This window comes from Ureibacillus sp. FSL K6-0165, assembly GCF_038004285.1.
Taxonomy (GTDB): Bacteria; Bacillota; Bacilli; order Bacillales_A; family Planococcaceae; genus Ureibacillus; species Ureibacillus thermosphaericus.
In genome coordinates this window covers 2,660,440-2,673,525 of record NZ_JBBOQS010000001.1, presented here as the reverse complement: position 1 = coordinate 2,673,525, position 13,086 = coordinate 2,660,440, and the positions used below count along the sequence as shown (strand labels likewise).

Below are 13,086 nucleotides of genomic sequence, written 5' to 3'. Positions count from 1 at the left end.
ATGTCAATCTTTTCTAGCATCAATACAACAACATCAGCTTTAACTGCTCAACGCTTACGAATGGATGTCATTTCCTCAAATATAGCGAATGTTGATACAACTCGTGCTAGACAAGTGAATGGTGAATGGGAGCCGTACCGTCGGAAAACGGTGACACTTACTGCAAATGAAGGTACATTTTCATCCTTTTTAAATAAAGCAGTAGGGAAGAGCAATGGCGTAGGCAATGGAGTAAAAGTAACAAAAATAAATGAGGATAATGAAACGCCGTTCAAACTCGTATATGATCCAAGCCATCCAGATGCAAACGAGGATGGATATGTACAAATGCCTAATGTCGATGTGTTAAAAGAAATGGTCGATTTGATCTCTGCTACTCGTTCATACGAAGCAAATATAACCGTTTTAAATGCAAGTAAAGCGATGTTAACAAAGGCTTTAGAAATAGGTAAATAAGGGTGAACAATGAGAGGGGTGAATTGATGTGGCAATAAACCAAGTAAACTTATCTATTCCACTTCAAAATGTGAATGGTAATAGAGTGATATCCAATCAACAAACGCCATTTGAAGCGCAAAAAAGTTTTGCCAATACATTAAAAGAAGCGATTGACAAAGTAAATGATTACCAAGTTCAATCAGATGAATTAACAAATAAGTTGATTCATGGAGAAAACGTTGAGTTGCATGATGTAATGATTGCAGCACAAAAGGCGAGCATTACATTAAATGCTACGGTTGAAATTCGCAATAAAGTAATTGAAGCTTATCAAGAAGTTATGCGAATGACTGTATAATCTACGGTTACGCACGGAATATAAAATGTTAGTGTATTCACTAGTACCGGAGGATTTGTAATGAATGATCGACTTAATAAATTAAAAACCGATTCCATTAATTTTTGGAAAAGTCGGACAAAGAAGCAGAAAGGTGCAATAATTGGAACCTTCGTAGGGGTTATAGCGATAGCGGCTATTATTACATATTTTACTACTCGAACAAACATGGTTCCCCTTTTCACAGAATTATCAGCAAAGGAAACTGGGGAGATTGCGGAAGTATTAAGCTCTCAAGGTGTTACATATGAAATTGCTCCAGGTGGAACGAACATTTTAGTTCCAGAAAAGCAAGTTGATTCCATAAAAGTTTCCTTAGCCGCACAAGGATACCCTGAAACTGGAGGAATTAGTACAACATTCTTCACAGAAAATGCTGGCTTTGGTATGACGGATAATGAATTTAACGTCATCAAGCATAAAGCCCTAGAAACAGAACTTGAAAACCTCATAAAGAAAATCGATGGGGTAAAAGATGCAAAAGTTATGATTTCTATGCCAGAAAAAGGTGTATTCATTAATCAGAATGCGGAGAATCAAAACGCTTCTGCTGCTGTCGTATTACATACTGAACCAGGTCATAAGTTCACTGATGACCAAATTAAAACATTATATAACCTTGTATCGAAAAGTGTTCCTAATTTAAGCACAGACAATATTACAATATCTAATCAGTATTCTGAATATTACGATTTAGAATCCGCTATAGCTGGAAGTGGTTCAATCGACTCTGTAGAAGGTCAAATGAATGTAAAGAAAACGATTGAACGTGACCTTGAACGTCAAGTTCAAAAAATGCTTGGAACATTAATGGGACAAAACAAAGTTGTTGTATCAGTCACTACAGATATCGATTTTAAGAAAGAAAATCGTGAGGAGAAATTAGTAAAACCTGTAGATGAGGAGAATATGGAAGGCATTGAAATCAGTGCCCAACGCATTACTGAAACATATACAGGTATGAATGGTGCAACAGGTCCAACGGAGATGGGCGATCCGACTGATAATGCAACCGGATATCAAGAAGTTTTAAACGGCAATGGTGATTACGAACGAATTGAAGAAACAATTAATAATGATGTAAATCGCATTAATCGTGTAATCCAAGAAAGCCCGTACAAAATTCGCGATATTGGTATTCAAGTCATGGTTGAGCCACCTGTTCCTGAAGATCCAACATCCCTTTCAGCTACAGTTGTGGAAGATATTGAACAAATTTTAGCAACTATTGTCCGAACTTCAATTGATAAAGAAGCTGCTGGAGAATTAACAGATGAAGAAATTGAAAACAAAATTGTTGTTTCTGTTCAACAATTCTATGGCAATGACGTAGAAAATATCGAAGAAACACCAGTGATTCCATGGTGGATTTGGGTTGTTGGTGGAATTTTAGTTGCTGCAATTCTTCTTCTTATTGTTTACATCTTGCGTTCGAAAAAGCGAAAAGCGGAAGAAGAAGCTATGGAAATTATTGAAGAACAAGAAGAGTTGCTTGTGGAAGATATTAATCAAGAAAAAGAAACAGAATCTACAGTTCGTCGCAAGCAATTAGAAAAAATGGCAAAAGAAAAACCGGAAGATTTTGCAAAATTATTGCGGAGCTGGATAGCTGAAGATTAATGGATAGGAGGTTCGACTGTGTCTAAAAAAGAAAAGAAATTTTTAACAGGAAAACAAAAAGCTGCACTGCTGTTAATTTCTTTAGGACCAGAAGTTTCCGCAAATGTTTATAAACATTTATCTGAAGAGGAAATTGAACGACTTACATTAGAAATTTCAGCAGTGAAAAAAGTTGAACCTGAAGTGAAAGAACAGATTATCGAAGAATTTCATAACATTGCTCTAGCTCAAGATTATATCTCGCAAGGTGGTATCGGCTACGCAAAAACAATATTAGAAAAGGCGTTAGGTCCTGAACAGGCACAAAATATTATCAATCGTTTAACATCTTCCTTGCAAGTTCGACCTTTCGACTTTGCTAGAAAAGCTGATCCATCACAAATCTTAAATTTTATACAAAATGAGCATCCGCAAACAATTGCGTTAATTTTGTCATATTTAGATCCGCAGCAAGCTGGTGTTATCTTATCTTCATTACCACAAGAAGTGCAAGCGGATATCGCAAGAAGAATTGCCACTATGGAATCGACTTCACCAGAAGTCATTAGTGAAATTGAATCGGTATTGGAAAGAAAATTGTCATCCACTTTTACGCAAGATTATACGGAAACTGGCGGCATCGATGCTGTAGTAGAAGTATTAAACGGTGTGGATCGCCAAACAGAAAAAACAATACTCGATGCGCTTGAAATTCAAGATCCAGAGTTGGCAGAAGAAATCAAAAAACGCATGTTTGTATTTGAAGATATTGTGACTCTCGATAATCGTTCAATTCAACGAGTTATTCGAGATTGTGAAAATGAAGACTTGTTGCTCGCAATGAAAGTATGTAGTGATGAGGTAAAAGAAATTATTTTCCGCAATATGTCACAACGAATGGCGGATACATTTAAAGAAGAGATGGAAATTATGGGACCTGTACGCCTACGTGATGTAGAAGAAGCACAAATGAGAATTGTTGCTATCATTCGTCGATTAGAAGAAGCTGGAGAAATTATTATAGCTCGAGGTGGAGGAGATGACGTCATTGTCTAAGCTAATCCGTTCGAGCGAGGCAATTAAAAAGCAAAATGGGCCGGTTCAAATTGAAATTCGAAATCTTTTTGCGAAACAGTTTGATTCTACCCAGGATATAGGCGAAGAGGAGCATTCAATCACATTAGACGAGGTGTACAAAGAGCGAGATCGCATTCTTGAAGAAGCGAATCTAGAAATCTCTTCAAAGCGGGAAGAATTTGAATTGTATTGCCAAGCGAAACTAGAAGAAATCGAGAAATTAAGACAGCAATGGCAAGAGGAAAAGCTCATTCTTCAAAAAGAAGCATATGATGAAGGCTTTCAACAAGGTTATGAAGAAGGAATTCAGAAAGCGACTGCAGATATGGAAAATGCGTTAAAACTAGCGAATGAAACTGTTGAGAATGCTCACATCAATGGAATGAAATATGTTGAGGAGCAGGAACATGTTATTTTAGATTTGGCGATTAAATCAGCGGAAAAGATTATTGGAGCATCGCTAGAAAAAGATGAAGCGTTATTTTTATCCATAGTTCGAAGAGGTTTAAAAGAAGCGCAAGAAAGCAAAGAAATTAAACTATATTTATCACCAGTATATTACAAGTTGGTAACTGAAAATCGAGATGAACTAGCAGCAATGTTCCCGCCGGATGTTCCGTTCTTAATCTTTGTAAATGAAGATTTGAACGATACAGATAGCTACATTGAAACAAATCATGGGCGCATCGTATTATCAATTGATGAACAATTGAAAGAATTGCGCTTAAAGCTTAGCGAAATTTTGGAGAGTAAGGATTGATTCCGATGAAAGCGGCTGACTTGGTCAACAATATACCTGCCATCGACACGTTCAAAAAATATGGAAAAGTTACGAGAGTTGTCGGACTATTGATAGAATCTCAAGGTCCAGAATGTTCCATCAATGACGTATGCAAAATTCATGTTCGTACGAAAAAAGGGCACGAAGTAATTTTAGCGGAAGTAGTAGGCTTTAAAGATGAGTATGTTATGTTAATGCCTTTTACTTCCGTACGAGAAATTTCCATTGGCTGTTTAGTGGAAGGAACAGGAAGTCCATTAGAAGTTAAAGTCGGTCCTGAATTAATTGGAAAAGTACTAGATTCGCTAGGCAACCCTTTTGATGGGACTTCTCTTCCGAGAGGATTAGTTTCGGTACCTACAGAAAACGAACCTCCAAATCCTTTGCATCGTCCGCCCATTGATCAGCAATTGGAAGTGGGAGTAAAAGCCATTGATGCGATGCTGACGGTAGGAAGCGGACAAAGGGTTGGTATTTTTGCAGGTTCTGGTGTGGGTAAAAGTACTCTTCTCGGCATGATTGCACGTAACACAAGAGCAGATTTAAATGTGATAGCTCTTATTGGTGAGCGCGGCAGAGAAGTGAGGGAGTTTATCGAACGTGATTTAGGTGAAGAAGGATTAAAACGATCCATCGTGATTGCAGCTACAGGTGATCAGCCTGCATTAATGAGGATAAAAGGTGCTTTTACTGCGACAGCCATTGCTGAGTATTTCCGAGAACGAGGTTTAAATGTCATGTTAATGATGGATTCTGTTACTCGTGTTGCAATGGCACAACGGGAGATTGGATTAGCAACAGGTGAACCGCCTGCTCAAAAAGGTTATACGCCATCAGTCTTTTCAATATTACCGAAATTGTTAGAAAGAACCGGGACAAGCATGAAAGGGAGTATAACGGCCTTTTATACGGTGCTTGTTGATGGGGATGATATGAATGAACCAATTGCAGATGCGGTTCGAGGTATTTTAGATGGACATATCGTATTAGACCGCACCTTAGCAAATAAGGGACAATATCCGGCTATTAACGTACTAAAAAGTGTCAGCCGTTTAATGAATCATATTTCTTCTGAAGAACATGTAAAAGCTGCTGAGAGAATTAGAGAATTGTATTATACATACGCAAAATCAGAAGATTTAATAAACATTGGGGCTTATAAAAAAGGAACGTCGAAAGAAATTGACGAAGCGATTTATTATGAACCCCTTATTACTCAATTTTTAAAACAAGGATTTAAAGAAAAAGTAACACTTGAAGAAAGTGTTAACGAACTAATTGCTTTAGCGAATGGCGGTGGCAAATAATGGTTCAATATACGTATCGATTTGAAAAACTATTAACAATTCGCGAACAAGAAAAACAGCAAACAGAAATGGCTTACAAAGAATCGGTTCGATCTTTTGAAAAAGTAGCGACACAATTATATGAATTGTTAAAGAAAAAAGAAAACTTAATTGAATATCAAAATGAGCGGTTAAAAAATGGACTAACGATTGATGAAATCCACCATTTTGCAAAGTTTATTGATAGTTTGGAACATACCATTGATGAAGTACAACAAAAAGTAAAACAAGCACGTGTAAAAATGCAATGGTATGAACAAAAATTAGTAGAAAAAAACTTGGAAGTACGTAAGTATGAAAAAATGCGAGAGAAGGATTATAGTGCATTTCAAGAGGAACAAAATCGCCTAGAGGCCCAACACTTGGACGAGATTTCCTCACTTATGTACAACAAGAAGATATTTAGGTGATTTTATGGTGAAAGTGAACAAAAAGCTGAAAAATGATTATACTGAAGATTTTATGGAAAAAAAATCACCAGGATTTTTTCAAAAATTCTTCGCTTGGGTGATTATTCCGCTACTATTCGTTATAGCCATTTTGCTCGTCGTTGCTCAATTTACAAATACGAACATCTTTGAAAAGGCTTCTGAAATGTTGCCTCGTACTGAAGAAGAAACACCTGCCAGCGCTATTGATATGGACAATAAAATTGTTGAATTACAAGCGCAAATTCAAGAAAAAGATGCGCAAATTGAAAAATTACAAAGCGAATTGGATACTGCTTTAGCTGAGAACGAAAATCATATAGCAATACAGAAAGAATTGCGAAAAAGAATTGAAGAATTAGAATCTGGAAAACAAGAATCAAAAAAAGATTTGAAAGAAATTGTTAACACTTATGAAAAAATGTCGGCCAAAGCTGTTGCACCAATCATTGTAGAAATGAAAGATGAACAAGCGTTGGAAATATTATCGAATTTGAAGCCAGATACACTTTCTCAAGTTTTAGCGAAAATGGATCCGAAAGAGGCTGCAAGATATACAGAATTATTATCTAAAAACAAAGAATCAAATACCAACTAGAAAGGAGGTGAAAGAATGAGTATAGGAATGCCCTTTATTATATCTCAATCCCAATCGTTAGGATCCATAAAAGGACAGCAAAATGTTTTCAAAAACAAAGAAGGTTTTAGTAAGTTTGGTGATGTTTTTAATAAGGTTGTTCAAAGTGAAGAGAAAATGTCATCCGGAATTATGGAAACGGTAGAAAAAGAAATTCAACCACTATTAAAAGCTGATTCCGTAGAAGACATATTTGATTTACTCGAAATTCCTAACGATGAAGGATTGATTATACTCTCCCAAGGTGAAGAAGAGCAAGTAATTACAATAGAAGAATTAATGTCAAACATCGATGACATTTTAACACTATTAAATATGAATACTGAGCAACTAAATGAAATTGCTCAAGAGCTTTTGGGAGAAGAAGTTCGCATCGATAATATTTGGGATTTCATTCATCTCGTAAATCATGAACAGCAGTCTTTAAACGCCAACGTTGAGTCGCAATTGTTGGACAAAATGACTTCAATTTTATTTGGCGAAGAGAATGGATTACAAAGAGATGTAGTGAAATTTTTGCAAGTAATAAAATTAGCCCAATTAGTTGGCGAACAGTCTCAATTAAAATTAGAACAACAAGAACAGATTTCTAACTTAAAAACGTTCTTACTGAATATTGAAAAAACAATTATAAAGGAAATGACAACATCAACTGGCAAATTTTCATTAGAAAATTTCCAGCAAGTCGTAGTTAAACAGGTAAAAACAGAAGTTGATTCTAACGCTCATACAACTTCCAATATTTCTTTACATCAAAATTCGGAAACGAAAACAATTACGATTACTTTGCCAAATACAAATAATGGATCACAGGCTGAATCATTAGTAAAACAAATTGAATCGATATTACAACGTAGCCAAATATCCAATTCTCAAGGAACAACGAAATTATTATTAAAACTTTATCCTGAACATTTAGGATCTATTCGAATCGAATTAGTACAAAGAGACGGTGTGATTTCTGCTAGATTGCTTGCTTCAACTGCACTTGGAAAAGAATTACTGGATAGTCAAATTCATCAATTAAAGCAAGCGTTTGTTCAACAAAACATTCAACTTGATCGAATCGATATTCAACAAAGTTTACAAGAGACGGATTTACGCGACCAAAATTTATTTAACAATATGTTTAAAGGTCAGCAACAGTCTGAAGAAAATGATAAAGATTCAGAAGAGCAGCAAGATGATGAAAAACTGTCTTTTAATGAATTTTTAGTAAATGAGGAAGTGTAGCATATGGCAGAAATGTCAAAAATCACAAATGATTACTATTTATCTAACAATAAAAAAGTAGAAAAACGTACAGGAAACTCTATCCTTGGTAAAGATGATTTTCTAAAAATTCTAATCACTCAGTTGCAGCATCAAGATCCAACTAATCCAGTAGAAGATAAAGAATTCATTGCTCAAATGGCTCAGTTTTCAACATTAGAACAAATGCAGAACATGACGAAAGCAATGGAGGATTTGCTCGAATCACAATTGCAAACGCAATTGATGGCATACACATCTTTCATAGGGCAAGAAGTAAAATGGCATGAAATTACCGATAAATTGGATGAAAAAGGAAAGCCGATTATTAACGAAGGCCAAGGGGTTATCGTTGAAATAAAATTTAAAAACGGCATGCCATTGTTTATATTAGATGATGGAAAAGAAATTACTGCAGGCAATATTTCTTCTATTTTAAAAAAGAATAGCGAAAAACCTGTAGTTGAAAATCCTCTAGTAGAGGCAAGTAAACTTATTGGAAAAACTGTCAAATACCAAAATGAAAACGGTGAGTTTGTTCAAGGAATCATCGAAGCTGTGACAACAAACAATCAAACAATTGAATATATTTTAGATAACCAAGTTCGGTTAAAGAAAGAGCAATTTGAAATTGTCAGTGAATAAGGTTGGTGAATCCATGCATCGAATACAATTTCAGCACGTACCATTACAACCGATTCATCTAAAACATAGCTCGAAACCAACAACAGAAAAAAAGACGACAAGCTTCATTGAGCATTTTGAACAAGCGAAAAATGAACTGAAAATAAGCAAACATGCTAATGAACGAATTCGGGAACGAAATATTCAAATTTCAGAAGAAGAGTGGGAAAAAATTACGGACAAAGTAATTGAAGCTCGTTCGAAAGGGATTAAACAACCACTCGTATTAATGGATCAAGCTGCGTTAATCGTGAGCGCTAAAAATGGAACAGTCATTACAGCAATGGAGAGAGATGAAGCAAAAGAACAATTATTTACAAATATTGATGGCACTATTGTACTTTAAGGCAGGACCAATCTGGATGCCTTCGTTTGCGGACTGACAGAAGCAAACAATATACAATCGAAAGGAGAAGGAAAAACATGCTACGTTCAATGTACTCTGCTATTTCCGGAGTAAGAAACCATCAAACAAAATTAGATGTTATTGGGAACAACATTTCCAATGTTAACACATATGGATTCAAGAAAAGTAGAACAGTATTTAAAGAAATGATTTCTCAAAACATCGGTAGTGCTTCCGGTGCAACAGCAACACGTGGAGGTGTCAATCCAAAACAAGTAGGATTAGGTTCTACAATGGCAGCAATTGATGTCATTCATTCTACTGGAGCCCTTCAATCTACTTCTCGCACTCTTGACTTAGCGATTTCAGGTGACGGGTTCTTTATGGTGGCTGATACAGTAATTGATTTTAAACGATATAGCTCAGATGAACCAGATGTTGCTGAAGAGATTAGTGATGAGGGGGTAGGTGAAACTAACTTCACGAATATTTTATATACAAGAGCGGGGAATTTTTATTTGGATGATGAAGGATACCTTGTCAATGCTGAAGGGAAATATTTAGTTGGTGTAGCACCTGTAGTCGATGATGAAAATGGTGACGATGTTATTAACTCATTAGATTTCCCTACAATACCTGGGAAAAACACAGACATAGACGGTAATGAGGATTTATCACCATCTGACGATCCTGCATGGATTACACCAGTTGAAGATGAAATTGATGGTATGGATGTTATATATAAACCAATTCGAATTCCTACAGATGCAACAGAAATGAGTATCGGGCAAGATGGTACTGTGACATTTGTTGATGCAAATGGTGAATTAAAATGGGCAGGGCAAATTGTGTTGGCAAAATTCCCTAACGCAGGTGGTCTTCAAAAAGTTGGAAACAACTATTATCAAGAAACGAATAACTCAGGAGCTGCCTATACACAAGTTGCAACCGTAGCAGGTATAGGCTCTATCGAATCTGGGTTCCTTGAAATGTCAAATGTGGACCTATCAGAAGAGTTTACGGAAATGATTGTGGCACAACGCGGTTTCCAAGCAAATACTCGCGTAATTACAACTTCCGATCAAATTTTAGAAGAATTAGTGAACTTAAAACGATAATCAATCTAGTAATCTTTTAACTTACTAGTCTTTGGATTATTTTAAAGAAAAGGAGGGTCGGGCCGGCTCTATCCTTCCCGGCCCTATTTCAATGATTCAACTAACACGCCTTAATGGCAAAACATTTTCATTGAATGCTTTATACATAGAAACAGTCGAATCCTTTCCAGATACGACCATTACGCTAACGACTGGGCGGAAATATATTGTAAAGGAAACTGAAGAAGAAGTTAGAAAAAAAGTGACAAATTATTATCGCACGATTCAAGTGCTTTCTAACCCCCATCTACGAGGTGATGAAAATGAAGAATAATAAATTATTAACAGTAATGCTCATCATTTTAGTGTCGATTACGTTAATTGGGGTTGTACTTGTAGTTTTATTGACTCAATTCAATAAACAATCTACAACCCTCGAACCAACCATCGATAAAATTATCGAATCTAGCGTAGATGTACCTGAAATAACGACCAATTTAGCAGATGGAAATTATATTCGCATTGAATTGAAAATTCAAACAGATAGCCCTAAAGCAGCAAAGGAACTAGCTAAACGCGACTTCCAAACAAATAACATTATCATAGAGGAGCTATCTGAATTAACGGAGGAAAACCTAAAAGGAAAAGAAGGAAAAATTCTATTAGAATCAACGATTAAAGCCCGATTAAATGAATTGATGCAAGAGGGTGAAGTGCAACAAGTATACATTACCTCCTACATCATTCAGTAAAGAAATCTGTTGAAATGGAGGTGGTCAAATGCCAGGTGATGTATTATCCCAATCGGAAATCGATGCGCTGCTTTCAGCAATCTCTACTGGGGAAATGTCAGCAGATGAAATGAAGAAAGAAGAAGAAAAGAAAAAAGTCAAAGTTTATGATTTCAAGCGTGCCCTTCGTTTTTCAAAGGATCAAATTCGAAGTCTGACGCGAATTCATGAAAACTTTGCAAGACTTTTAACTACATTCTTTTCTGCTCAACTTAGAACATATGTACAAATTTCTGTAGCATCTGTTGATCAAATTCCCTTTGAAGAATTTGTTCGCTCGATTCCAAATATGACATTAATAAATGTATTTGAAGTACCGCCTTTAGATGGTAATATTTTAATGGAGATCAATCCAAACATTGCTTACTCCATGTTAGATCGCCTCATGGGTGGTAGCGGTACAAGTTATTCAAATGTTGACAATTTAACTGAAATCGAACAAAAAATCATGACAAACTTATTTGAACGTTCCTTCGATAATTTGCGTGAAGCTTGGGAAAATATCGCTGAAATTGACCCAATGCTTGTTGAACTCGAAGTGAACCCACAATTTTTACAAATGATTTCACCAAATGAAACAGTAATCGTTATTTCAATGAATACCGTTATTGGTGAAACTTCTGGCATGATTAACATTTGTATTCCACATGTCGTATTGGAACCAATTATACATAATTTGTCTGTCCAATACTGGATGCAATCGAATACAAAAGAGCCAACAGAAGCACAAATCAAAGCGTTAGAAACAAAAGTAAAACAATCTGACTTACAGCTCGTAGCTGAACTCGGTACATCTACGATTTCAATCGAAGACTTTTTAACGATGAATATCGGTGATGTCATCCAGCTCGATCAGAAAATTTCTGATCCATTAATTCTTAGAATTGGAGATATTCCAAAATTTACTGTTCAGCCGGGTAAATTAAAGAAAAAAATGGCAGTTCAGATTATTGAGACTTTGAAAGGAGGAGAAGAAGATGAGTGATGATATGCTCTCCCAAGAAGAAATTGAAGCCCTACTTCGAGGTGAAACACTAGATGATAAAATCGAGGAAATGGCTTCAAATTCTAAAACAAATTCAAACGAAAAATTAGTTGTTGAAGATTATTTAACAGAAATGGAACGCGATGCGTTAGGTGAAATAGGAAATATTTCTTTCGGGAGCTCAGCAACTGCACTATCTTCATTGTTAGGGCAAAAAGTTGAAATAACAACTCCTGTAGTGTCACTAATTAATAGAAATAATTTGGAAGAAGAATTTCCACATCCATATGTTGCTGTATCAGTAGAATATACAACTGGTATAAGCGGTGTGAATTTATTAGTCATTAAACAATCAGACGCTGCAATCATTGCAGATTTAATGCTTGGAGGAGATGGACGCAATCCGAACCCAGATTTAGGAGAAATCCAATTAAGTGCTGTTCAAGAAGCGATGAATCAAATGATGGGTTCAGCTGCAACCTCCATGTCTACGATGTTTAACAAAAAAGTAGATATTTCACCACCTTCTCTAGCTTTACTAAATATTAAGGAAAATGAAGGTGAAGAGAATATTCCTGATGATGAAATATTGGTAAGAGTTTCCTTCCGTTTACTCATCGGGGATTTAGTAGATTCTACAATCATGGAATTACTACCATTAGATCTAAGTAAAAAGCTTGTAAAATCCTTATTCGGTGAAAATGCAGATGCGAATCAACCTGAGGCACAACCTCATGCACAAGCTGAGCCGAAACAATTAACTGCATCGCCAATGCAACAAAGCACAACATCGCAATTGGAACAACCAATACAACAGGCTAATCAACCAGTATATCAGCAGCAAGCTGCTACTACTCATGAAATACCAAGTTTTACAACTTATTCACAACCAAAACCTCAGCCGGTAAATGTTCAACAAGCACAATTTGCAACATTTGAACAACCGAAGATGACAGAGGCAGAAGCTCGAAATTTAAATATGTTACTTGATATTCCTTTACAAGTAACTGTTGAATTAGGACGGACGAAGCATTCAGTGAAAGAAATTTTACAATTAGCTTCAGGTTCCATTATAGAGCTAGATCGTCTTGCTGGTGAGCCAGTTGATATATTGGTAAATAATCGTCTAATTGCGAAGGGTGAAGTTGTAGTCATTGATGAAAACTTTGGTGTGAGAATTACAGATATTATCAGTCAGAAAGAACGCATCAATAATCTAAGATAGATGT

16 protein-coding genes are annotated in these 13,086 nt (G+C 35.9%); all 16 read left to right on the top strand.

Features of this window, described 5'->3' with window-relative positions:
- Positions 1-456 (top strand): flagellar basal body rod protein FlgC, encoded by a 456-nt coding sequence (gene flgC / locus NST00_RS13225; RefSeq protein WP_016836753.1) that lies wholly within the window; start codon positions 1-3, stop codon positions 454-456.
- Between the two features lie 70 nt (positions 457-526).
- Positions 527-796, top strand: a complete 270-nt coding sequence (fliE, locus tag NST00_RS13220; RefSeq protein ID WP_408056478.1) for a flagellar hook-basal body complex protein FliE — start codon at positions 527-529, stop codon at positions 794-796.
- 60 nt (positions 797-856) lie between these two features.
- Entirely contained in the window at positions 857-2,455 is a 1,599-nt protein-coding gene (gene fliF, locus NST00_RS13215) for a flagellar basal-body MS-ring/collar protein FliF (RefSeq protein ID WP_016836755.1), read from the top strand.
- Positions 2,456-2,473: 18 nt separating this feature from the next.
- Positions 2,474-3,490, top strand: coding sequence for a flagellar motor switch protein FliG (gene fliG / locus NST00_RS13210; protein WP_096550657.1), 1,017 nt, complete (start codon positions 2,474-2,476; stop codon positions 3,488-3,490).
- Positions 3,474-4,271: a flagellar assembly protein FliH gene (gene fliH, locus NST00_RS13205; protein WP_184656203.1), complete on the top strand. Its 798-nt coding sequence runs from the start codon at positions 3,474-3,476 to the stop codon at positions 4,269-4,271. Before fliG ends, fliH begins: the two co-directional genes overlap by 17 nt.
- Before the next feature lie 5 nt (positions 4,272-4,276).
- Positions 4,277-5,599, top strand: coding sequence for a flagellar protein export ATPase FliI (gene fliI, locus NST00_RS13200; protein WP_026018945.1), 1,323 nt, complete (start codon positions 4,277-4,279; stop codon positions 5,597-5,599).
- The gene (fliJ, locus tag NST00_RS13195; protein WP_016836758.1) at positions 5,599-6,048 is read left to right on the top strand and encodes a flagellar export protein FliJ; all 450 of its coding nucleotides are present in this window, start codon (positions 5,599-5,601) and stop codon (positions 6,046-6,048) included. Before fliI ends, fliJ begins: the two co-directional genes overlap by 1 nt.
- 7 nt (positions 6,049-6,055) lie before the next feature.
- Positions 6,056-6,664, top strand: a complete 609-nt coding sequence (locus NST00_RS13190; RefSeq protein ID WP_340710103.1) for a MotE family protein — start codon at positions 6,056-6,058, stop codon at positions 6,662-6,664.
- A gap of 15 nt (positions 6,665-6,679) precedes the next feature.
- Entirely contained in the window at positions 6,680-7,936 is a 1,257-nt protein-coding gene (locus NST00_RS13185; protein ID WP_340710101.1) for a flagellar hook-length control protein FliK, read from the top strand.
- A gap of 3 nt (positions 7,937-7,939) precedes the next feature.
- Positions 7,940-8,599 (top strand): flagellar hook assembly protein FlgD, encoded by a 660-nt coding sequence (gene flgD / locus NST00_RS13180; protein WP_016836761.1) that lies wholly within the window; start codon positions 7,940-7,942, stop codon positions 8,597-8,599.
- Between the two features lie 13 nt (positions 8,600-8,612).
- On the top strand, positions 8,613-8,984 hold the full coding sequence (locus tag NST00_RS13175) for a TIGR02530 family flagellar biosynthesis protein (RefSeq protein WP_026018946.1): 372 nt from the start codon (positions 8,613-8,615) through the stop codon (positions 8,982-8,984).
- A 77-nt stretch (positions 8,985-9,061) separates the two neighbouring features.
- Positions 9,062-10,102, top strand: a complete 1,041-nt coding sequence (locus NST00_RS13170) for a flagellar hook-basal body complex protein (protein WP_016836763.1) — start codon at positions 9,062-9,064, stop codon at positions 10,100-10,102.
- A gap of 91 nt (positions 10,103-10,193) precedes the next feature.
- On the top strand, positions 10,194-10,415 hold the full coding sequence (locus tag NST00_RS13165; protein ID WP_016836764.1) for a flagellar FlbD family protein: 222 nt from the start codon (positions 10,194-10,196) through the stop codon (positions 10,413-10,415).
- A complete protein-coding gene (gene fliL, locus NST00_RS13160; protein WP_016836765.1) occupies positions 10,405-10,833 on the top strand; it encodes a flagellar basal body-associated protein FliL in 429 nt (142 codons plus the stop codon). Before NST00_RS13165 ends, fliL begins: the two co-directional genes overlap by 11 nt.
- Before the next feature lie 28 nt (positions 10,834-10,861).
- On the top strand, positions 10,862-11,857 hold the full coding sequence (gene fliM, locus NST00_RS13155; protein WP_016836766.1) for a flagellar motor switch protein FliM: 996 nt from the start codon (positions 10,862-10,864) through the stop codon (positions 11,855-11,857).
- Entirely contained in the window at positions 11,850-13,082 is a 1,233-nt protein-coding gene (gene fliY / locus NST00_RS13150; RefSeq protein WP_016836767.1) for a flagellar motor switch phosphatase FliY, read from the top strand. The genes fliM and fliY overlap by 8 nt, the downstream gene beginning before the upstream one ends.
- Positions 13,083-13,086: the final 4 nt, after the last annotated feature.